The following is a 22,657-nucleotide window of genomic DNA, read 5'->3' as shown; positions in this document are numbered from 1 at the left end:
CAATGAACTTTTAGTAATCCCAAATAAAACAATCCCCGTTCTTCATTACGAAGAGCGGGGATTTCTTTTTTTCTCGTCATACCTATTTGAAATGAGCCTCACGTAAACATTGAGTGAGGCTTACTATCGTTTTAAATGAAGCTTACTTCAAAGGCAAATGAAGCCTGTTTCATACGCAGATGAAGCTTACTTCAATGCCCAATGAAGCTTACTTTGTTTTCAAGAGAAGTTTTTTAGAACATTCTTCCACCTGGACGACCACCGCCAAAACCGCCATTGAAAGGACGGCCATGGAAGTTTGGACGGCCACCAGGACCACCAGGACCGCCAGGTCCACCCCTACGGGCATCCTTGCCTCCGAAGAGATTCAGGCGGTAAATCACGTGCAGCATCGCATAGCTGTTGATAGCATTATACTCCGTATCCGTACGGGATGTAGCAGAAATGGCACGAGAGAAGGTGCTCTGCTGGCGGAGAATATCGTAGAACTGCAGCATGATGGTAAGAGGCTTGCCCTTCAGGAAACCCTGAGAGAGCTGCGCATTCCATACAAACTCATCCGTATTCATGCTGCTGTCGCTATAACCGCGGCGGCTGCTGATAGAGAGGCTTGAGTTCAGACTGGTACCCCAAGGCGCTGTAAGCGTCATGCTTGGTCCATAAGAGAACTGCCAGGTATCGAGGTTGCTGTTAGGCTGCAACTTGTTTGTAGCATGGTTATAATTCAATGTTCCATCGAGCGATAACTCCAACCAGTCGTTGCGATAGCTGAAAGAGAGGCGTTCTCTCCAGGTAGTACTGCGGGTGGTATTCTTCTGGGAATCAGACTGCTTGTCGAGACTCAGATAACTCACGTAGTTGTTGTAACCCAAGTAGGTGTCAGTATTCAAGTTCCATACACCGGCACTATCGATAGAGCAGTTGAACATGAAGGCTCCCATCACATTCCAGTTGCCATTGATATTCTCCGGTCGGGTGATTCTTCCACCAGTCGCCTCATTGTAGGTCACCTTATTGCTGATGCTATTGTTGGTGGTTGAGAAGTTGATGAAGGTCATGACACCCTTGTTGTGGTTCTGCACGAAGTTGTTGTAGAACAATCGGAAGTTCTGGGTGAACGATGGCTTCAAGCCAGGGTTACCCTTCGAGATGTTCAGCGGGTCGCTGTTATCTGTGATATCAAGCAACTGAGAGATGCTTGGCTGAGAGGTAGTACCACGGTAGTTCACGCGCAGGTTGCTCATCTTTGAGAAGCGATAACGGAAATCGAGGGTTGGACTGAAATTCGTTACGTTGCGAACGGTATCTACATGCACTCCCTGATATTCCTGGATATATTTCGACTGTTGTGGCTGAATCATCACACCGAAGTTCAAGTTATACTTCTGACGGACGAATCGCATCATCACCTGGATATCGTGATTGTAGTTGCGATACTCAGAGAACCGGCTCAATTCATCATTTCTGTAATTATCAAGCTGACCGGCAAACGGATTCAAGTAGCTATCCCAACTACGATATTCATGATCGCCATTCATCGCATACTTGCTGAAATCGTAGGTACTGCGGTCGCTCTTGGAGTAGCTGTAAGTAAACTTATAGCTGAACTGCAAGAAGGTAGCCTTCCAGAGCGGCTCACTATAGGTCAACTGACCCGCATAACTGTAATCCTTCGAAGGAGTCAGGTTATAGCGGTTGGTCTGATAAGTAGAGTCCTTACCCTCCGCTGTCTGTACGAGATAGAGCTTGGCATTGTTGAGCGAGATGCTCTTGCTGTCCTTATCCGTATATTTGGCATCCACACGGAAAGTGATGTTGCGTCCCTTGTTGCCCAACTTGCGGTTCACCTGCAGCATACCCCTGATATTGTTATTATCAGAATAGGTGATTCCGTTAGTCAACTGACTGTTCACCATAGCCTCAGCCTTCTCCAACTCATCAATACCTTCCTCAGAAAGAGGGTCTTTGGTGGTAATGGTATAAGGATCCTTGTTGTAAGAAGCCGACTGGCTGCCACTCAATCCATCGCTGGTACTCCAGGAGATGGAAGGACGGAAGAGGATATTGGTCATGGAATCAGGCATCCACTCCAATCGGATGTTACCGTTCCAGCTGTTGCTGCGGGAGAAATTCTGGCTCAGGCTATTGCTGAAAGAGCTGCTGCTACCCATGAAGTTCTCGCTGGAACGGCTGCTCCAAATATCGCCATCGCTGTGATTCCAGCGAAGTGAAGTATTGAACTTGAATTTATTCTTCAGTTCGTAATTGTAGTTGGCAGCAATCATCTTGCTGGCATTCAAACCGTTAGCACCTCCGAAGCCTCTACCGGGGCCACCGCCTCCGAAACCACGGTCGCTGGTGTTATTGGCATTAGCAAAGAGCATGAATCGGTTGTTATCATTGAAATAACCTCCCATGCCACGCATATTGTAGCGGCTCTTGTTGCCCACGCCCAGGTCGATATTGGAAATCAAACCCCTGTTCATACCCTTCTTGATACCGAAGTCGAGCACGGTCTGCTCCTCACCATCATCAATACCAGTCACCTTAGAGAGATCACTCTTCTCATCGTATGCCTTGATTTTCTCGATGATGCTGGTAGGCAGGTTCTTCAAGGCTGTCTTGGTATCGCCCGTCATAAACTCCTTACCGTCTACGAGAATCTTCTTTACCTCCTTACCGTTGATCTTGATAGTACCGTCATCGCTCACCTCTGCACCCGGCAGACGCTTTACGAGTTCCTCAACTACCGAGCCTTCCGGTGTGCGATAGGCAGAAGAATTGTACACGAAAGTATCCTCCTTCAGAGTTACCTTCTGAGCCATAGCTGTTACCACTGCGCCTTTCAGCATGATAGCCTCAGCACCCAGCACAATCTTACCCATAGCCAGATCCTTGTTATCAGAAATTTGGATATGCTTCACAGTAGACTTATATCCTACACTCGAAATCTTGAGCAGATATTTGCCATTTGCCGGAGCGGTGACATGAAAGAGTCCGTTCTCATTACTGATGGCACCAGCTACATACGTGCTGTCGCTCTTAAGCAATTGAACCGTTACCTGCTCAATGGCTTCCTTGGTATCGCGGTCAGTAATCTGACCGGATATCAGTCGCTGTTGAGCAAAGGATGCCATTGCCATCAACAGCAGCAGCATCGTCAGAATTGATTTTTTCATTCTTATTTTTAATTTGTTATTATTTCCAACTATGAGTGTTTTCACACATAATGGCTATGATATTCTATTATCATTTTTGTTACTCGATTGTTTTGACGCGTTAAAAACGCCAAGGTTTAATGCATTATGAGAAAAAAAACGCTAATTTAGCAACTTTTTTTTTGTATTGTCTCCATTTTAGTGTATCTTTGCACAAAAATTAATACGTTAGAATGTTATGGAACAAAGAGTAATCATATCAACCCAACTGGAAAGCGAACTGGTAAGTGCACTTTCAGAATGTGAGCACGACAAGCTTTTTGTGCTTACTGATACTACGACATTGGAACTATGCATGCCTGTATTGCAGAATTTTTACTGCATGAAGGAAGCCCATATCATCACTATTCCGGCTACAGACAGCCATAAAGACATCGAGAGTCTGATGATGGTATGGAAAGGACTGCAGGAGGGTGGAGCTTCACGCCACTCCTGTATGATTAATCTGGGCGGCGGTATGGTAACCGACCTGGGTGGCTTTGCTGCCAGCACTTTTAAGAGAGGCATCAACTTTATCAATATTCCTACCACCCTGCTGGCTATGGTAGACGCATCGGTAGGTGGAAAGACAGGCATCAACTTCGGCGGACTGAAGAACGAAGTAGGTGTGTTCAATGATTCTAAATTTGTTATTCTCGATACAGAGTTCCTGAAGACGCTCGATGCAGAAAACATCTGTTCGGGCTATGCAGAAATGCTGAAACACGGTCTGATTTCTACAGAAGCCATGTGGGAAGAACTGGTCAGCTTTGACCTCGACAAGCCTGATTTGAAGCAGTTGCAGCGCATGGTAGGCGACAGCGTGAAGGTGAAGGAGCGCATTGTAGAGCAGGATCCGCACGAGCAGGGCATCCGCAAGGCACTGAACCTGGGCCATACTTTCGGTCATGCATTCGAGAGTTGGGCATTGAAGCGCAAGCCTATCCTGCATGGTTATGCAGTGGCATTCGGTCTGATTCCAGAACTCTATCTGAGTGTTGCCAAGACCGGATTCCCTACAGAGAAGATGCGCCAGACCGTAAACTTCATCAAGGAATTCTATGGTACACTGGATATTACCTGCGATGACTATGATGAACTGATAGAACTGATGCACCATGACAAGAAGAACCAGAATGGTATCATCAACTTCACGATGCTGGGCGGCATAGGCGATATCCGTATCAACCAGACTGCTACGACAGAAGAAATCAAGGAAGCACTCGATTTCTTCAGAGAAGGATAATTCAGCTAAAGAATATTTCTTCAGAGAATCCTTTTAAAGAAAGATAGAGCGCTTCGGCTTTCCGGTTTCGGTAAGCGGGAGTTGATTTACATGAAGGAATTCTCTTGGAATCCAATATTTATGATCAGATAAGAGGCGGCGAACAGTCGCCTCTATTTTTTTCATATCCTCATCTTCCGTCAGGAGGACAGCAATTTCTCCAAACTTCCCGTCTTTCTTCTTGGCTATCATGAAAGGTTTTTCGAGATAAGGCTTCAACAGAGCCTCAACCTCTTCTATCTGAATCTTAATGCCTCCGCTGCAAATCACATTGTCTTTTCTGCCTTTGATGCGAAAACGGAGTTTTTCCACCTTATTATATATATAGGATTCTATTTCCACTATATCGTTCGTTACCAGGGGCTCAGCACAGACCTGCGGAGCATCTATCACCAGACAACCTTCATCGGTCTGACTGATTCTGACACTATCGAAAGGCTGGTACCATTCACTAGCCTCAGCACCGTTAATTCTTCTCAGGGCAATATGCGAGAGCGTTTCGGTCATTCCGTAGGTACTCCAGATGGCAATATCTCCGGGAAGAGCCTTCAGTTTCTGTTCGAGAGCCTCATCTATGGCCCCGCCACCGATAATAAGATGACTGATGCGGCAGAGTCGAGCCCGCTCTTCAGGAACCTGCAGGGTATTATAAACCTGCATCGGGACCATTGCAGCGAAGGTAATCTCTTTATTTACATCTTTCAAAGGATGCCCACTTGGGGATACAGAAATAAGATGGAGATGGCGCTCTATACTCCGCACCACCACCATCTTACCTGCAATATAATCGAGCGACATGCACAACAGGGCACTGTCGCCAGGCTTCAATCCCAGGAAATCACAGGTGATGCGGGCTGAGTTGAGCATTCGCTTCTTCTCAACCAACATCGGTTTAGGCTTGCCTGTGGAGCCACTGGTATGCACAAGCACCGTGTCGCTATCGTTATTCCATTCAGAAAGGAAATCTTCTAAAGTCATTACGAGAATTCTTTGAAAGTTATTACGAAAATTCTTCCAGAGTCATTTTACAACAAAGAGTTTATCCCCCCGGATTTCCAATGGCATCGGTATATTATCAGTAAAGAGCTGACCGGTACCCAAGCCTTGCGGCATCTTGACATTAGGACCATATACTTTAGCTGCATAATGAGCAATAGCATTCAGACCGATATTACTCTCAAGAGCAGAAGTAATCCAGCTGCCGATGCCTCGCTGGTTAGCCAGTTCTATCCACTCGTTACATCCATAGATTCCACCATGAAGCGAAGGCTTCAAGATGATATATTGCGGACGAATGGTATCGAGCAATGCCTCCTTCATGCTTCTGACATTCACACCAATCAACTCCTCATCCAGGGCGATAGGAAGCGGTGTTTCGCGACAAAGCTGAGCCATCTTTGGCCACTGATGCTGCTTGATAGGCTGCTCTATCGAATGAATGTCATATTTAGCCAAAGCCTCCAGCTGGCTCATTGCATTCTCCGGCAAGAAGCCGCCATTGGCATCTACACGCAACTCAACCTGCTCCTTGGTATATACATCACGGATACGCTTGATGAGATCGAGTTCCTTGAAGAAATCAATGGCACCAATCTTCAGTTTCACGCAATGGAAACCCGCCTGGAGTTTTTCCTCCAACCGGGCCAGCATCTCCTCGTAAGTACCCATCCACACCAGTCCGTTGATTGTGATACCTTCTTCACCTCTTCCGAAAGGAGAATCGAAGAGATTGACAAGATTCTCCATTCCCATAGGAACAGAGACTCCCGCCTCCTTCAGTATTTCGACAGAAGTCTTTCCCTCAGACAGATTCATTGCCCCCAGCTTCTTCTTCGCTTCATCAAAGAACGAAGCAAAGGCGGTTTCGAGACCGAAAGTAATGCTTGGATAAGCACGAATCATATCGTAAGGGATGCGTCCCATCTGCTCTACCATCTGACAAACCTGTCGCAAGGTCATCTCATATTCCGGTTTGGCATCGCAACTGAGATCTGGGAGCGTAGCACACTCTCCCACTCCCTCTACTCCCGGCATTTCATCCGAGGTAAGAGTGAGATAATAACTGTGTCTCGTGGTATAGACGCCACGAGACGTGCCTGCCGGCTGCTTGAAGTGGAGCGTGCGCTCCGAGATTTCTATCTTATACATTCTTTATATATATCAATACAATTGAATTCTTCACTCTTCGTTCTTCACTCTTCACTTAACTTACTTTTTCTGTTTCAATTCATACAGATCCTTGCGGCGGTCGCGAAGATTTCTTACAGCACCGTAGGTATGAAGCTCATTCAAGAGATTCAGGTCAACATCTGATACGAGAATCATCTCGGTATTAGGTGTTGCCTCTGAACGCTTGCCATCGTTAGGGAAAGCAAAGTCGCAAGGGGTGAACACGGCGCTCTGGGCATACTGGATATCCATGTTATGAACACGAGGCAAGTTGCCCACACTACCCGCAATGGCTACATAGCACTCGTTCTCGATGGCACGCGCCTGGGCACATACTCTTACTCGAGAGTAAGCATTCTGCGTATCAGTCATGAATGGAACGAAGAGAATCTGCATGCCATCATCCGCCATTAATCTTGACAACTCAGGGAACTCCACATCATAGCAGATCACGATACCAATCTTACCGCAATCGGTATCGAAGGTCTGGATATGGCTACCGCCACTCAATCCCCAGCACTTCTGCTCATCTGGGGTAACATGAATCTTCTCGTACATGTCTACGCTACCATCTCTACGGCAGAGGAAGCCCACATTATAGAGGGAATCGTCCTTGAGATAAGGCATACTACCCGTGATGATATTGATGTTGTAACTGATGGCCAACTCGCGGAAACGGTCACGGATTTCTTCGGTATACTGCGCCATCTTTCGGATGCTCTGTGCCTCACCCAAGTCGTTGAAACGAGCCATCAAAGGCGCATTGAAATACTCAGGGAAGAGGATGAAATCGCTCTTGTAATCGCTCACAGAATCAACGAAGAACTCAACCTGTTCGAAGAGGTCATCCACCGAAGCGTATGGGCGCATCTGCCACTGTACCAATCCGATTCTTACGGTTGGCTTGCGGTCTACATAAGAATCCGTAGGTGGCTGATAATAGATGTTATCCCACTGCAAGAGGGTGGCGCAGTGTTCGCTCTCCTCATCACTAGGAAGATAATTGCGAATCACGCGGCGCACGTGGAAATCATTGGAAAGCTGGAAGGTAAGAACCGGGTCATAGATTTCACGGCTTCTTACATGCTCGATATACTCCTTAGGGCGCATCTTATCGGCATACTTGTGATAGTTTGGTATACGACCGCCAAACATGATAGCCTTCAGATTGAGCTTCTCGCAGAGTTCCTTGCGATACTCATACATACGGCGAGCCAGGCGCAAACCGCGATAATCAGGGTGGATAAATACCTCGATGCCGTAAAGAATGTTTCCATTAGGATCGTGGGTATTGAAGGTTTCATTACCCGTAACCTGAGCATAGGTATGATCGCCCTTCACCATATTATAATTGACGATGATAGAGAGCGCACAGCCCACAATCTTATCATCAACGATAATAACCACCTGTCCCTCAGGGAAGATGGTAATGAGTTTCTTAATCTGTTCTTTTGTCCAGAATACATCTGAGTCTGCGTAAATACGCCTAAATGACTTGGCAAGCTGATCATAATCCTCCATGCGAAGGTTGCGCATGCCTACCTTTTCGATTTTTCGAGTTGGTTCCATAACAACTGTATTTTTATTATTATCTAAATCCGGGTGCAAAGATACAGCAAATTATAGATACGACAAAGAGTTTTCGCAAATAATTGACATTTACGAAAACTCTTTTCATGTATTTTACAGCAAGAAAGCCTTTTGGCTTATAAATTAACACTAAAACTTGGCATCTTCCTGCGGTATTGCCTCATCATGATCATCGAGATAGAGCAATTTCGTTGGATGATATTTACCACTTGCCACCGAGTATTCATCCAGACGATAACGGGTCTGAATGCCACCGATGCCCAACATAGTATGAAAAGCCGAAAGACTACTCTGCACCTGTTTTGACCGATTTTCTCCCAATGCCTTCAATATATCCGGATATTGTTTACTGAATCCAGCAGAAGTCCAGATGATGAAAGGCACATGCAGTTCGTAATCCGAAGCCTTCGGTGCGGCGTGAAGGAAGAGGCTGCGCTCATCATCAAAGATATTCTCTCCATGATCGCTGGTATAGAGCATCGCTGATGTAGGCTGATCATATACCCCATCCGTCTTAGTCTGTACCCCCTCCCATTTCTGCAGACGTTCTACGATACCATGCAGGATATAATCGGTATACCGGATGGTATTATCGTATGCATTCAGCAGGTCACGCCGGTTCTCTGGCTTCGCTTCGCTCTTACTGTCAGGCTTGAAGTAAGCGAAACTACGAGGATAACGCTCCTGATAATTGAAGTGAGAACCATAGGAATGAAGAACCACGAAGAGTTTGCGATAACGGTAATGGTAATGGGCAGACGAGGAAGCATCAGCCAATGGCAATATCTCATCCAGTTTCTGCAACAGATCCTCATCATAATGGTTGCCTTGCGAAGCATCCTCTTTCTTCAGAAAATAATGCTCATCAGCCTGTTCTCCCAGAAAATCGATAAACGAATGATTGGGCAACTGGTTGCTGATAAACACTGTATGGAATCCGGCTTCCTTAAAGGCCGCCAGGATGCCTTTCTCATGAAAAAGTCGCTCAAAATCCTCGGCTGATGCAGCAGACAAGAGCATCGGTACACTCTTATGAGTGGTATTGCTCTGCGTTGTCACATTCGGGAAAGCTTTGATACCCGGTGTCTTGAAAAGCAGAGGATTGGTATTTCGAGGATAGCCGTAAAGACTGAAATTATGAGCTCGTGCCGTCTCTCCTACTACCATCACATACACCTCGGGAGCCGTGGCAGAATGCTCACTCCTGGCATCAAACTTAAAATCCCGGCTTGCCTCCCTGTAATTCTCTGAAGCCGCATTACGCTCGAAAGCAAGATAGAGATTATAGCAAACGTTAACAGGATAAAGCTGGTTGCGCATACGGTAACCATCCACCACCAGATAGCTTGCCAGCAGACAGAACAGTCCTATAGCCCCAATCTGCATTGCCCAATGGCGAACTCTCTGCTGGAAAGAAACCGACAACCGGCTATCTCTTCTGATATTGACACCCCCCAGGATAAGCAAAGGCAAATAAACCACAAACACACCTACCACGGCTGGTGCCAGATTATCGAGCAGCTCCATCGCCTCACCGGGATTGGTAGTTACGAGATTCAGAAACATATCTACTGCTATCACTCCCGTTCCGAAAAGATAAAGCAATACCAGCTGGAACGCAGCGAAAAAGACAAAGATAAATGCCCACCATATCATCTTACCAGGACGCTTAGCCACAGAAAAGAACAACATATACAGCGACAAAGGCAGCAACACGTTGACACCACATGCCCACGGAGCCAAGCACTCGGTATAACACAAGGCTATATTAGGCAACAGCAATGCCACCACAGCATAAACATACAGGAATTGCCCCGATGACACCTTATTATATATATAAGATAAACGATTCATTCTTCTCTTGTATTAAAACGCTTCATTGATATTAAACAGGAAGCCAGACTGCCCCGACTTACCGAATCCATAATCCAGACGTACATTCACATTCTTCTTAAATTCCCAGCGATAACCTACACCGGCATTCGGCAAAATCTGTTTAGAGCGCAATGCCGAGAATTTCGGGAAGATGGTTCCAGCTCCAACCCACACTACGATGCCATTACGCTTCCATACATGTTGGCGCAACTCAACCGTAGCTTCCAGAGAATGTTTATCGCGATAACGGCCTTCATAATAGCCACGCATGGAACGAGTACCACCCAATTCAGCCATCATTCCCCACGAAGGATTACCAAAGTTGAAGTTAACCCCAATGTCCTCGGCAAGAACCGTTCCCTTACCCAGTCGCTGATAGGCATCAAAACGAAATGCCGTCGTACTGAAAGCATAATCATTTCCCATAAATCCAGGTCTGAACATCTGATTGATATTCAGATAGATACCACGATGTGGATTCGTAAGATTATCTCTGTTATCATATACCAGAGAAACGCCAGCTCCTACATTCCAAGTATGCTGATCCATGCCTTGCAGTAATTCCGGACGCTCAATATGTTTACCTATTACATAGTCATAACTCGCCATCGGTCCGATATAGAAATTATCTGCTACACGAAACAGGAAGCTAACTTCAGCCTGAGCCTGCCAACGCTTCATATCACTCTTATTGGCATCGTTATCGCCCATCTCATAGCCTATTCCCCAAAATTCAGAGGGAAAAGAATAGAAATAAAGGTGATAATCGATGCGATATCTTCCTTTAGGAGCAATATGGTTACCACGGACACCCAACATGTAGAAACCTACAGAACTCACATCACCATAAAGCGAGACATTAGAAGGAGGAAGAATACTGTCATTCGGATCTGTACGGTATAGTCCCGCTGCCACCAATCCCAATCCAAACTTGGTATCAGAGGCATAATGAGGACCACCTATCACACTAAAATCGAAACGCTTATGCTTCTTGTTTTTGTTGGAATCATTAAAGTAGTCAAGAATCCGGTTCACCCATGATTTCCCGGCATGTAAAGCCGTCGTATCCACCTTCTCTGCAGATGAGATACTATCGGTTACAGAAGGCTCAGAGGCATAGCTGCCCAATGCCAACATCATAATAAGTATTGTCAGAATATGCTTCATTTTGTCGATTTTATTATTTTAATACACCAATGCTACATTATCAATCCACAAGGTATTGCCTGGAGTTCCGATATAGGCTCCACCATCGGATGAGGAGAACTGAAGAATCAGATGAGTAGGCTTTTCGTTAGCACTCGCCCATCCTACTTCTTTTACCGGCACACTCTTACCCTTGCTGTTACGGGCATAGTCAGTGGATCGCAGTCCCATAGTAGCAGCCTGATAACCTGCCATGTGGCGGATATCGCCATAATGGATTGTATAGGTAGCATCTTCCACCCATCTATCGGTACTCTTTCCGAATCTGACTACCATCGTACCCACACGTTTAGCTGTTATATTTCCCTTAGCATCTTCATGCCGTTTCTGCAGATAGAGCACAGCTATAGCATGATCTCGACCTGCAACCGTAGAGGCTCCGCTAAATCCATTCTGCTTGATACGATTGGCTGCATGAGGGAGAGATGTCTTATAATCAAAGCGCAAAGCCTTAGGACGTGCGGTGAATGGTATACCCCAGTTGATGGCTTTAGGACCATCCTTGGTACTTGTTATCGGTTCACGAACATCACCCAGAAAAAGAGAACCGGCAGCCAAGACCTTGATATTGATGAGTCCCAGCACTTTTACTTTCTCAATATGGGTTACCAGTTTGGCACAATATCCACTACCATGTTTGTCACGAAACACAGAGTTATTCGTCTTATAGATGCCCGATACATGTGCCAGGACATTAGAGGAACCCCAAGGCGAACCACCCTTATTGGTATAAGGAATATTACCATTGATGGTCATATTAGGTCCAACGGCATAAACTGTTTTCTGATTTCCTCCGATAATGCCTGATTCTTTGATATTTCTGATTACCCAGTGGTCCATATTACCATATTTAAAAGGAACCACCTTTTCCTGTCCCTTAACGGGAAGGCACGCCAAGGCAGCAACCGCCATAGCGATGCCTGATATTATTATTATTTTCTTCATATCTGTTTATTTTATATATCATTAAGGCTGCAAAGATAGAAAAATATTTTCTAGTTTTCAGTTTTCTTCGACATAAAGCATAAAAAATTAAGAAATAATAATATATTTACTGCATTTTAATTGCCATAAAACAAAAAAGTCCTGTATTTGCTGTTATAAACAAATACAGGACTTTCTGATTTAATATATAAAACAGAATCTCTTGCACCGATTACAATAGAGACATGCACCGGTTACAATAGAAACATGTTCCGATTACGCCAAAAGCTATTATCGGTTTGAATACATATTATCGTAATACTTCTGATAATCACCAGAGGTTACATTGTCCATCCATTCCTGGTTCTCGAGATACCACTTCACGGTCTTCTCGATACCCTCCTCAAACTGGAGAGATGGCTCCCAACCCAATTCCTTCTGCAACTTTCTAGAGTCGATGGCATAACGCATATCGTGACCCTTTCTGTCGGTTACATAAGTGATGAGGTCCATATCCTCGCCTTCCTTTCTGCCGAGCAGACGGTCAACGGTCTTGATAACCACCTTGATGATATCGATGTTCTTCCACTCGTTGAAACCGCCGATGTTGTAAGTCTCGGCAATCTTGCCCTTGTGGAAAATCATATCGATGGCACGAGCATGATCTACTACATACAACCAGTCGCGTACATTCTCGCCCTTACCATATACAGGCAATGGCTTGCGATGACGGATGTTGTTGATGAACAAAGGAATCAACTTCTCTGGGAACTGGTATGGACCGTAGTTGTTAGAGCAGTTGGTTACGATGGTAGGCATACCGTATGTATCGTGGAAAGCACGGACGAAGTGGTCTGAGCTTGCCTTAGATGCTGAGTATGGAGAGTGAGGATTGTACTTGGTAGTCTCTACGAAGAACTCCTCGCCGTAAGCCTCGTGGTTCTTACCGCTGGATGCCTTGGTGGTGAAAGGAGCAGGAATGCCCTCAGGGTGAGTCATCTTCAATGCACCGTAAACCTCATCAGTAGAGATGTGGTAGAAGCGCTTGCCCTCGTATCCCTCAGGAAGACTCTCCCAGTAGATCTTTGCCGCCTGGAGCAGAGACAGGGTACCCATCACGTTGGTATGAGCGAAAGTGAATGGATCCTTGATACTTCTATCTACGTGGCTCTCGGCAGCGAGATGGATGATGCCATCCACCTTGTAGTCCTGCATCAGCTTCAACATCAGGTCGAAATCGCAGATATCACCCTTTACGAAAGTATAGTTAGGCTTGTCCTCGATGTCCTTGAGGTTAGCCAGGTTACCAGCGTAAGTCAACTTGTCGAGGTTGATGATGTGATACTCAGGATATTTGTTCACGAAAAGTCTTACTACGTGTGAGCCGATGAAACCAGCACCGCCCGTGATAATGATATTCTTCATTTACTTTGAACTTTGAAAATTGAACTTTAAACTTTATGATTAGTATTTTTGAGCAGAAGCTGCGAAAACGTCTAACTCAAATGTTCTAACTCTTGATTATTTAGCTTCCGCCAATTCAGCGATACACTTCTTCAAACTGTCAGTCCAGTATGGCACCTTGAACCCGAAGGTCTGCTTCAGCTTGCTCTTATCAAGTACAGAGAAGTGAGGACGCTTTACAGGGCTTGGGAACTCCTCGCTGTAACAAGGCTGTATATCGCAAGTATTTCCGCTCAGTTCGCAGATAATCTTAGCGAAATCAAACCAAGAGCATACGCCCTCATTAGAGAAGTGGTAGATACCCGTCTTATCCAGCTGATCAGTTTCGATGATATGCGAGATGACAGCAGCCAGGTCGCCTGCGTAAGTAGGAGTACCCACCTGGTCGAAAACCACCTTCAAGGTATCATGACTTGCAGTTAAGTTCTGCATAGTCTTAACAAAGTTTTTACCCCACTGAGAGTAAAGCCATGCAGTACGGATGATGATATGCTTGCAGCCGGTAGCTTCAATACTCTTCTCACCTGCAAGCTTCGTTTTGCCATACACACCCAATGGATTCGTTTCCCAATCTTCACGGCAAGGGATATTCTTATCGCCCTGGAACACATAGTCGGTAGATACATGAATCAAAGTACCATCTACCTCCTTCATTGCCTGAGCCAAGTTACCTGCAGCAGTATTGTTCAGCAGATTAGCCAGATCGAAATCAGTCTCTGCCTTATCTACATTGGTATAAGCAGCGCAGTTAACAATTACCTGAATATCGTTTTCCTTCACCTTTTCGCGGATTGCGTCAAGGTTAGTGATATCCAGTTTCTCATAGCCTTCAGCAACATCAGTGAAGACAAACTTGTGATTACTCTTTTTGGCGCAAATCTGCATTTCATGGCCCAACTGACCATTAGCGCCTGTTACTAATATATTCATTGTTATAATATTTAATACAACACAATACTTTAAAGTTCACTTACCCGATTTCCCTCTACTTATGAAGGAAAATTGATTGTTCCTCCAATTAAGTTCTTCTATATATAAATATGTGGCAAAGATAAAAAAATAATTTGAGCTGACCAAAGAAAAAGGAGAAAAAGATAAGAAACTAACATATATTAAACAAAGACCGCCACACTTTTTCCCAAAAGCGTGGCGGTTTTCCCTAAAACATAATAGATAAGCTTTGCCTTTACAGACAAACTTGAATTATCAAGTAGCCTAGTCTATTACCAATCCTTTTTTCCCTAATATAAACTAAACCTGTTTCCTATTTAAATCAACATACTAAATCAACAAAAGGAATTTTCATTATCATTAAATACTTTTAGAAGACTTGAAGTGGTAATTAACCATCAAAACTACTGTTTTCTGATTTCGGTTGCAAAGGTATATCTTTTTTTTGAAAGTTGTATGCCTGAGTAGCGTTTCGGTAAAAAATCAATCTATTAAAGAAATTGATAACTCCTTATAAATCAGCAAATTTAATATATTAACTATTTTTGTCTAAAGTAAACAACATTATATGAAAGGAAATTTGTATCTTTGCACCACAAAACGGACAAAAGGAAGAAAACAACATTATAAAGACAAGTTTGTTATATCATAAAGAAACATTAAAGATGAAGCTACTTATATATTTACTTCTTTTGCTTACTATGCCATTGACTGCTCAAGGCAAAACGGACGAGAAGACTTTATTGGATCGTATAGACAAGATGATAGAAAACGATCAATATTATCAGGGAATCAAAGAAAGGGAATTAAAACATCTGAAGCGACAAGTTTATGAAGCTGAAGACAACCAAACCCGACTACTGTTTCTTGACAGCATATATCATGCCTATAGCGCTTACCGCTACGACTCAGCATACGCATATATGAAACAGGGGTTTGAATTGGCTAAAAAATGTCATAACACCTCTTATATCTTACGCAACAAGATAAACCAAGCGTCCATACTCTCGGTAAGGGGTTTTTATGACAAAGCAGAAAACTTACTCAAATCTCTCAATCCCGATGAGATGCCATACCAGTTGAAGCTATACTATTACTTCACCTTCGCCTGGATCTATAATTACTGGGAATCATACGCCAAGAACTCTGATTATGCCGGTGAATTCCGTGCCCAGAAGAAGCATTATATGAGCCTTCTGATACAGAATTTCAACGAAAACAGTAAGAAATCTGCCTACTATAGCTATCTCATGGGCGAATATGCCTATATCAACAGCCCTATCAGCAAGGAATCGCTCAACCATTATCTGAAGGCACTGAAGATGTCGCCAGCCAAATCCCGCATCCATGCCATGTCAGCTTATGGTATAGCCAGATATTACAAAAATACCGGCAAATTCGACCTTTACGAAGAATATCTCGTAGAGGCATCCGTGAGCGATGGATTGTGCCAACTCAAAGAAACTGTTGCGCTTCAAAAGCTAGCCTACTACCTCTTTAAAAAGGATGCGAGCAACAGTAAGAGAGCTGCCAAATATATCCAGCATACGATGGAAGATGCCCAGTTCTTCAACAACCAGTTGCGCATGATGGAGATTTCCAACATCCTTCCAGTCATCGCTTCAGCCAACCAGCAGGCTGCCGAGCGCTCGCGTACCCGCTTTCTTTGGGGGTTCATTGGTGTAAGCGTAGCGCTGGTCATCATCCTCATCCTCTCCTTAGTCAACAACCGACAGAAGAACAAGCTGAAGAAAAACAAGGCAGAGATTGAAGAACAGAACAGGAAGCAGAAAGAGATGAATACACAACTCACAGAACTGAACCAGCAGTTGATAGAGACCAATATCAAGCGAGAGACCTATATGCGCCTCTTCATGGACATCAGTGCGGCTTATATCAGCAAGTTATCAGATTATCGCAAACTGGTAAGCCGAAAAATCAAGGCAAACCAGACTGCCGATTTACTGAAGACTCTCAACACCCATAAATTGGAAGAAGAGGAATCGCAGATGTTCTACAACCGGTTCGACAAGGCATTCATGGAATTGTATCCGGGTTTCGTTACTGAGTTGAACAAGCTCCTGCTGCCAGAATGCCAACTGGAAGTTCCTACTACGCACGACCTGACCACGGAGATTCGCATTTTTGCCCTGATGCGGCTGGGTGTAACCGACAGCCAGGAGATTGCCACCCTGCTGCATTACTCCACTCAGACCATCTATAACTACAAGTCAGGAATGCGGGCAAAAGCAATCAATCGCGATTCATTCGAATCTGATATCAATCAGCTTTGCCACATCATTAATAATAGTTAATAATTAATAGTTTATAGCATAAACCGCTTTGACAATCTTGCTCAACGGCACAGCCTCTATAAACTATTAATTCAAGTTTCGCAAGTGGTTCAAGAACGGGCTGAAGGCCCAAAAGCTCCTAGCCCAGGGCAGCGCCCTGGGTAAAATAGCAGTCAGCAAGTCGCCCTGTAAGGGCAAAAGCTTTAAAATACTGGGTAATATACAAAGCTTTTGCCCTTACAGGGCGTCTTGCTGATTGCTATTATACCCAGGGCGCTGCCCTGGGCTAGGAGCTTCTGCCCTTTCAGGGCGTGTGGAGTTCACTTGCAAAACTTGAACTATTAACTATTAACTGTAAACTATTAACTAGCTTCTATGTATCACGGTTCCGTTAGCCTGATGTGTAGCAAGAACCAGAACCTCAGCTATTTGCACATGTTCAGGAGCACTTGCAGCATAGAAGGCTACATCAGCCACGTCATCGCCGTTCAGAGGCTCTATGCCGCGGTAAACGTTGTCTGCGCGGTTCTGGTCACCATGGAAACGGATGTTGGAGAAGTTGGTTTCAACCAAGCCCGGTTTCACATTGGTAACACGCACTTTCGTATGTGCCACATCAATGCGCAAACCATCAGTAATAGCCTTTACAGCCGCTTTTGTTGCACAATATACATTACCTCCCGCATAAGCAGCATCACCCGCCACACTACCTATATTGATTACATGACCATGATTACGCTCAACCATACCAGGTACAATCAGGCGCGTCATGGTTAAGAGTCCCTTGATATTGGTATCAATCATCTGGTCCCAATCTTCAAAATCGCCCTCATATTCAGGTTCCAACCCACGTGCGAGTCCTGCATTATTGATAAGCACATCCACATTGCGCCACTCCTCAGGGATGTAATCCACCGCTTTCTTGGCAGCTTCACGGTTACGCACATCGAAAGCCAAGGCAAGCACCTCAACGCCCTCAGCCTCGAGTTCTTTCTTCAGGATTTCCAACTTTCCCGTATTTCTACCTGTAAGAATCAGGTTATAGCCGCCACGGGCAAAACGACGTGCACAACCTTCGCCTATACCGCTTGTTGCGCCTGTAATAAGAGCAATTTTATTCATATCTTTGATACTTTAAATTATACTTTGAACTTTGAACTTTGAACTTTGAACTTTATGATTAGCGAAGCAATTGAATTCTTCACTCTTCACTCTTCACTCTTCACTCTTCACTTTTCATTCTTCACTCTTCACTTTTCATTCTTCACTCTTCATTCTTCACTTAAAGAATAAGAACTCTCACCTCAGCATTCGCCATTTTCTCAATCTGGTTCATCGGACGTTTATAATAAACGCTCTGGATAGCTTTGTTGATGATGCCATGCCCCACAGCAAGAACGGTCTGGTCAGGATAAGTAACCTTGAGCCAGGTAAGGAAATTCTGGGCTCTTGATTTCATCTTTTCCAGCGTCTCTATGTTGTCCGGCCAATCCTTTGGGTCCTTCGGCAGGTCAGGGATGAATTTGCCCGTGAAATCGCCCCAATCGCGCTCTCTGAGCAAGGGAGTGGTGACAACGGGATGCGAGCCGGCGATAATCTCACAGGTCTGTATACTGCGATAGAGATCGCTCGATACGAAAACATCGATAGGTGTACCCGCCATTTTCCTGGCCACTTCCTCAGCCTGCTCAATACCTTTCATATTGAGCTTTCCCGGTGTTTGTCCCTGCATAATTTGCGCCTTGTTATCCACCGTTTCACCATGGCGCACCAAATATAATTTTGTCATTGTCTTTACTTTTTCCGTCTATATCAAAAATGAGTTTTAACTTTTTCCGAAATCTTTACTCAAGACATAGTTTTTGCTTTCACTAAGTCTCTGTTCAAGACATCAGTATTTTGATTTTGCTTACAAAATTACGGCTTTCTATCGAGACCAACAAATAATTTGCGTTAAATATAGCAATAATTAGCGTTAAATATAGCAATAATTTATGTTTATATAAAAAACTTCTTGCTAGTTTCGGATTTCTTTCGTAACTTTGCCCCGAAATAACAAATATCAGTTTTAGTATGAAGGTAATACACAGTTCAATATTCCGCGCAGTATGCGCCATCATCGTAGGAGTCCTGCTCATCCAATATCGTGAGCAGACCGTCACCTGGATAACCGTCGCCATCGGTGTCTTGTTTTTCCTTTCAGGTGTCATCTCCCTTGCCAGTTATTGGGCAGCCAAGCGCAATGCAGAGAAGATGCAGGGCCAGATACTGTCAGATTCCAATGGTAAGCCTATCATGGGCATGATGCCTAAATTCCCGCTTGTAAGCGTAGGCAGTCTTATCCTGGGATTACTGCTTGCCCTGATGCCTCAGGTGTTTATCGCCTGGCTGATGTTCATCCTGGCATTCATCCTGATTCTGGGTGCTCTGACCCAGTTTGTCAATCTGGCTTCAGCAGCTAAGATGGGACGCGTAGGCATCCTCTTCTGGCTCTTCCCTTCAGTCCTTCTTCTGTTGGGTCTGCTCACCATCATCAAGCCTTCAGCCATCGCCTCTGCCCCTCTTCTCATCATCGGTTGGGGTATGCTCATCTATGGTGTTGTAGAGCTTCTCAACGCCTTTAAAATCTCCAACAACAAGAGAATCTGGCTGAAGAACCAGCAGAAACTGGATTCTAAGGAGAGTTATGTGGATGTAGAGGAAGTAAAGAACGAAGAGTAAAGCATTCTATCGCATATACTGTTCAAGAAATTCTGAGTCAAAAACAACGAAATCATTATATCATCATATATGAATAAAATTAAAGCTCTCTTTGCCTGGTTATGGCAAAAGTTTCGCGCATTCTGGCCTTGGTACAAGGGATTGTATCAGGGCAGAGCGTGGTATACCAAGACCCTCATTGGCTTGGCAAGTTGCATAGTCGCCTTCATCTTGTATCTGGGCGCAGTAGATATCAACTTCTTATGGCTCTTCGGCAAGTCGCCTGGCTATTTCTCAGGCATTCTGGATCCACAGACCTCTGAGGCCTCTGAAATCTATTCGGCTGATGGAAAACTCATCGGCAAGTATTTCAACGAAAACCGTACTCCGGTAGAATATGGTGAGGTAACACCCGATTTCTTCAAGGCACTGGTAGATACCGAGGATGAACGATTCTACAAGCATATCGGTATCGACCCTATCGGCGTGTTTGCTGCTGCCAAGGATGCACTCCTCCATCATAACGGGCGCGGTGCTTCTACCATCACACAGCAGCTGGCTAAGAACATGTTCCGTGTACGTTCGCAATATTCTACCGGTTTGCTGGGCAAGATTCCTGTGCTCCGCCTGCTCATCATCAAGAGCAAGGAATGGATTATCGCGGTAAAACTCGAAACGGTGTTCAGCAAGAAGGAAATCATCACCATGTATGCCAACACGGTTGATTTCGGTAGCAATTCCTATGGTATCAAAACCGCTGCGAAGACCTACTTCAACACCACCCCTAAGGAGTTGACCACCGACCAGGCTGCCGTGCTCGTAGGCATGCTCAAGGCTACCACCTACTACAACCCACGCACCAACCCGGAGAACAGTCTTGCACGACGCAACACCGTATTATATAATATGGTGACACATGGCGATCTCTCAAAAGACAGATACAATGAACTGAAAGATGAGCCTATCAAGCTCGATTTCAAGGTAGAGGAAAACTACGACGGACAGGCAAAGTACTTCCGCGAGGCTGTAGCCAACTACCTGAAAGACTGGTGTAAAGACGAAGGTTACGACCTCTATACCAGCGGTTTGAAGATTTATACCACCATCGATACCCGCATGCAGAAGTATGCTGAAGATGCAGCCCGCAAACAGATGAAGCAGGTACAGCAGAACTTCAACAACCACTGGAACATCCGCCGCACCCAGGCAGGCAAAGGCAACTGGATGGGTCAGGATCCTTGGCAGGATGAGAACCACAACGTGATACCAAACTTCATCCAGGGCATCGCTGAGCGCCAGCCTTTCTACAAGGCATTGATGGCCCGCTTCCCTGATAATCCCGACTCAGTAAACTATTACTATAAGGAGTGGGTTCACCCGGTTAAGGTATTCGATTATGACAAGGGCAGCATCACGCTGAACATGACATCAGAAGACTCCATCAAGTATATGACCACCTTCATGCACTGCGCCTTTGTAGCCATGGAGCCACAGACCGGAGCAGTAAAGGCATGGGTGGGCGATATCGACTTCGACCACTGGAAGTATGACAAGGTAACAGCCGAGCGCCAGCCTGGTTCTACCTTCAAGCTCTTTGTTTATACCGAGGCGATGAATCAGGGTTTAACCCCTTGTGACAAGCGCCGCGACGAATATATCTCTATGGAGGTATACGATAAGAAGAAGCACGAAATGACCACCTGGCGTCCATCCAACGCCAATGGTTCGTTCTCGGGCGACAGCATCCCATTGAAGAGTGCCTTTGCCAAGAGTATCAACTCTGTGGCTGTGAGATTAGGACAGGAGATGGGTATCAAGCGCATCATCGAGACAGCTAAGAAGATGGGTATCAACAGTCCGTTGGATGACACCCCATCTCTCGCCCTCGGTTCCAGCGACGTCAACCTCCTGGAGATGGCATGCGCCTACAGCACCATTGCCAACAATGGCAAGCACCACGATCCGGTATTGGTTACCAAGATTGTAGACCACGACGGTAAGGTGGTTTACGAGGGTCCTTCTACAGAAGAGCAGGTAATACCTTACAAGAGTGCCTTCCTCATGCAGCAGCTCTTACAGGGCGGTATGAAGGAGCCGGGAGGTACATCCCAAAGTCTCTGGGGCTATGTAGGCAACTACCGTGATACCGAGTTCGGTGGCAAGACAGGTACCACCAACAACCACTCCGATGCCTGGTTCATGTGTGTGAGCCCTAAGCTCGTAGTTGGTGCCTGGGTAGGAGGCGAATACCGCTGTCTCCACTTCCGCACCGGAGCCTTGGGTCAGGGTTCGAGAACCGCTCTTCCTGTGTGCGGTTACTTCCTGCAGAGTGTCTTTGGCGACCCAGCCTTCCAGCAGTATCACGGCAAGTTTGACAAGCCACAGGACAGCGATATCACCAGCGATATGTACATCTGTGCAAGCTATGCACCAAAGCCAAAGGTAGATACCACCAGGGTAGACAGTACCGCCTTCCAGGAAGAGATTGTTCTCGATGACGAAGGCAACCCTATCATCCGCGAGGTTCCTGCCAAGAAGGCTGAAAGCGAATCTGCCACCGGTACAGCCACCACAGAAGAAAAGAAAGAGAAGAAGAAGGCCAAGCCAACCGAGCAGCCTGTCAACTTCGATGATCTCTAAATTTAGTTTATAGTTTACTCAAGTTTCGCAAGTAAGCCCCACACGCCCTGAAAGGGCAGAAGCTCCTAGCCCAGGGCATCGCCCTGGGTGTTTATGGACGCAAACCTGTCGCCCTGTAAGGGCAAAAGCTTTCAAATACCTGGAAATATACAAAGCTTTTGCCCTTACAGGGCGCCTTGCTGATTGCCACTATACCCAGGGCGATGCCCTGGGCTAGGAGCTTTTGGGCCTTCAGCCCGTACTTGAACCACATGCGAAAGTTCAGCATAGAACATTGATTTTTTTGTTAAGAAATAGTAAAATCGGCTTTTCCCGTGCAAGGATTAGCCGATTTTTCATTTTATCTTCAGAACTCACGATTC

Annotated in this window: 15 protein-coding genes; 4 read left to right on the top strand and 11 right to left on the bottom strand. The window is 45.3% G+C overall.

Annotated features, from left to right (window positions below):
• Positions 1 to 233: 233 nt before the first annotated feature.
• Positions 234 to 3,179, bottom strand: a complete 2,946-nt coding sequence (locus KSW37_RS04765; protein WP_217314151.1) for a TonB-dependent receptor — start codon at positions 3,177 to 3,179, stop codon at positions 234 to 236.
• Positions 3,180 to 3,396: 217 nt separating this feature from the next.
• Between KSW37_RS04765 and aroB the strand changes: the two genes are divergently transcribed.
• A complete protein-coding gene (gene aroB / locus KSW37_RS04760; protein ID WP_006847291.1) occupies positions 3,397 to 4,443 on the top strand; it encodes a 3-dehydroquinate synthase in 1,047 nt (348 codons plus the stop codon).
• Positions 4,444 to 4,476: 33 nt separating this feature from the next.
• Here aroB and KSW37_RS04755 read toward each other — a convergent pair whose 3' ends face one another.
• From KSW37_RS04755 to rfbD, 8 genes are all read right to left on the bottom strand, one after another.
• Positions 4,477 to 5,460: an AMP-binding protein gene (locus KSW37_RS04755; RefSeq protein WP_217314152.1), complete on the bottom strand. Its 984-nt coding sequence runs from the start codon at positions 5,458 to 5,460 to the stop codon at positions 4,477 to 4,479.
• Positions 5,461 to 5,502: 42 nt separating this feature from the next.
• The gene (locus KSW37_RS04750) at positions 5,503 to 6,630 is read right to left on the bottom strand and encodes an o-succinylbenzoate synthase (RefSeq protein WP_217314153.1); all 1,128 of its coding nucleotides are present in this window, start codon (positions 6,628 to 6,630) and stop codon (positions 5,503 to 5,505) included.
• A gap of 60 nt (positions 6,631 to 6,690) precedes the next feature.
• Positions 6,691 to 8,220, bottom strand: coding sequence for a carbon-nitrogen hydrolase family protein (locus KSW37_RS04745; protein WP_217314154.1), 1,530 nt, complete (start codon positions 8,218 to 8,220; stop codon positions 6,691 to 6,693).
• Positions 8,221 to 8,370: 150 nt separating this feature from the next.
• Positions 8,371 to 10,095: a phosphoethanolamine transferase gene (locus KSW37_RS04740; RefSeq protein ID WP_217314155.1), complete on the bottom strand. Its 1,725-nt coding sequence runs from the start codon at positions 10,093 to 10,095 to the stop codon at positions 8,371 to 8,373.
• Positions 10,096 to 10,107: 12 nt separating this feature from the next.
• Positions 10,108 to 11,283 carry a BamA/TamA family outer membrane protein gene (locus KSW37_RS04735; RefSeq protein ID WP_217314156.1) on the bottom strand — a complete coding sequence of 392 codons (1,176 nt, stop codon included), beginning with the start codon at positions 11,281 to 11,283 and terminating at the stop codon, positions 10,108 to 10,110.
• An 18-nt stretch (positions 11,284 to 11,301) separates the two neighbouring features.
• The gene (locus KSW37_RS04730; RefSeq protein ID WP_254368604.1) at positions 11,302 to 12,267 is read right to left on the bottom strand and encodes a PCMD domain-containing protein; all 966 of its coding nucleotides are present in this window, start codon (positions 12,265 to 12,267) and stop codon (positions 11,302 to 11,304) included.
• 270 nt (positions 12,268 to 12,537) lie between these two features.
• Entirely contained in the window at positions 12,538 to 13,671 is a 1,134-nt protein-coding gene (locus KSW37_RS04725; protein ID WP_217314157.1) for a dTDP-glucose 4,6-dehydratase, read from the bottom strand.
• Positions 13,672 to 13,767: 96 nt separating this feature from the next.
• Positions 13,768 to 14,640: a dTDP-4-dehydrorhamnose reductase gene (gene rfbD / locus KSW37_RS04720; protein WP_217314158.1), complete on the bottom strand. Its 873-nt coding sequence runs from the start codon at positions 14,638 to 14,640 to the stop codon at positions 13,768 to 13,770.
• Between the two features lie 782 nt (positions 14,641 to 15,422).
• On the opposite strand from rfbD, the gene KSW37_RS04715 reads away from it, so the two are divergent.
• Entirely contained in the window at positions 15,423 to 16,976 is a 1,554-nt protein-coding gene (locus KSW37_RS04715; protein ID WP_254881133.1) for a DUF6377 domain-containing protein, read from the top strand.
• A gap of 345 nt (positions 16,977 to 17,321) precedes the next feature.
• Here the strand turns inward: KSW37_RS04715 and KSW37_RS04710 are convergent, their stop codons facing one another.
• Positions 17,322 to 18,077, bottom strand: a complete 756-nt coding sequence (locus KSW37_RS04710) for an SDR family oxidoreductase (protein ID WP_117587184.1) — start codon at positions 18,075 to 18,077, stop codon at positions 17,322 to 17,324.
• Positions 18,078 to 18,237: 160 nt separating this feature from the next.
• Positions 18,238 to 18,744, bottom strand: a complete 507-nt coding sequence (locus KSW37_RS04705) for a histidine phosphatase family protein (protein ID WP_118064606.1) — start codon at positions 18,742 to 18,744, stop codon at positions 18,238 to 18,240.
• A gap of 284 nt (positions 18,745 to 19,028) precedes the next feature.
• On the opposite strand from KSW37_RS04705, the gene KSW37_RS04700 reads away from it, so the two are divergent.
• Both KSW37_RS04700 and KSW37_RS04695 read left to right on the top strand, forming a co-directional pair.
• Complete coding sequence (locus KSW37_RS04700; RefSeq protein WP_217314160.1) at positions 19,029 to 19,676, top strand: DUF308 domain-containing protein; 648 nt, start codon at positions 19,029 to 19,031, stop codon at positions 19,674 to 19,676.
• Positions 19,677 to 19,745: 69 nt separating this feature from the next.
• Positions 19,746 to 22,295 (top strand): transglycosylase domain-containing protein, encoded by a 2,550-nt coding sequence (locus KSW37_RS04695; protein ID WP_217314161.1) that lies wholly within the window; start codon positions 19,746 to 19,748, stop codon positions 22,293 to 22,295.
• Positions 22,296 to 22,657 lie beyond the last annotated feature (362 nt).

This window comes from Segatella copri (genome assembly GCF_019127135.1).
GTDB lineage: Bacteria > Bacteroidota > Bacteroidia > Bacteroidales > Bacteroidaceae > Prevotella.
Note: the sequence above shows the minus strand (reverse complement) of the source record. Positions and strands in the feature narration are given on the sequence as shown.

Coding starts and splice junctions, on each gene's coding strand:
- KSW37_RS04765 (WP_217314151.1), bottom strand. CDS start 3,179: ATGAAAAAATCAATTCTGACGATGCTGCTGCTGTTGATGGCAATGGCA.
- aroB (WP_006847291.1), top strand. CDS start 3,397: ATGGAACAAAGAGTAATCATATCAACCCAACTGGAAAGCGAACTGGTA.
- KSW37_RS04755 (WP_217314152.1), bottom strand. CDS start 5,460: ATGACTTTAGAAGATTTCCTTTCTGAATGGAATAACGATAGCGACACG.
- KSW37_RS04750 (WP_217314153.1), bottom strand. CDS start 6,630: ATGTATAAGATAGAAATCTCGGAGCGCACGCTCCACTTCAAGCAGCCG.
- KSW37_RS04745 (WP_217314154.1), bottom strand. CDS start 8,220: ATGGAACCAACTCGAAAAATCGAAAAGGTAGGCATGCGCAACCTTCGC.
- KSW37_RS04740 (WP_217314155.1), bottom strand. CDS start 10,095: ATGAATCGTTTATCTTATATATATAATAAGGTGTCATCGGGGCAATTC.
- KSW37_RS04735 (WP_217314156.1), bottom strand. CDS start 11,283: ATGAAGCATATTCTGACAATACTTATTATGATGTTGGCATTGGGCAGC.
- KSW37_RS04730 (WP_254368604.1), bottom strand. CDS start 12,267: ATGAAGAAAATAATAATAATATCAGGCATCGCTATGGCGGTTGCTGCC.
- KSW37_RS04725 (WP_217314157.1), bottom strand. CDS start 13,671: ATGAAGAATATCATTATCACGGGCGGTGCTGGTTTCATCGGCTCACAC.
- rfbD (WP_217314158.1), bottom strand. CDS start 14,640: ATGAATATATTAGTAACAGGCGCTAATGGTCAGTTGGGCCATGAAATG.
- KSW37_RS04715 (WP_254881133.1), top strand. CDS start 15,423: ATGATAGAAAACGATCAATATTATCAGGGAATCAAAGAAAGGGAATTA.
- KSW37_RS04710 (WP_117587184.1), bottom strand. CDS start 18,077: ATGAATAAAATTGCTCTTATTACAGGCGCAACAAGCGGTATAGGCGAA.
- KSW37_RS04705 (WP_118064606.1), bottom strand. CDS start 18,744: ATGACAAAATTATATTTGGTGCGCCATGGTGAAACGGTGGATAACAAG.
- KSW37_RS04700 (WP_217314160.1), top strand. CDS start 19,029: ATGAAGGTAATACACAGTTCAATATTCCGCGCAGTATGCGCCATCATC.
- KSW37_RS04695 (WP_217314161.1), top strand. CDS start 19,746: ATGAATAAAATTAAAGCTCTCTTTGCCTGGTTATGGCAAAAGTTTCGC.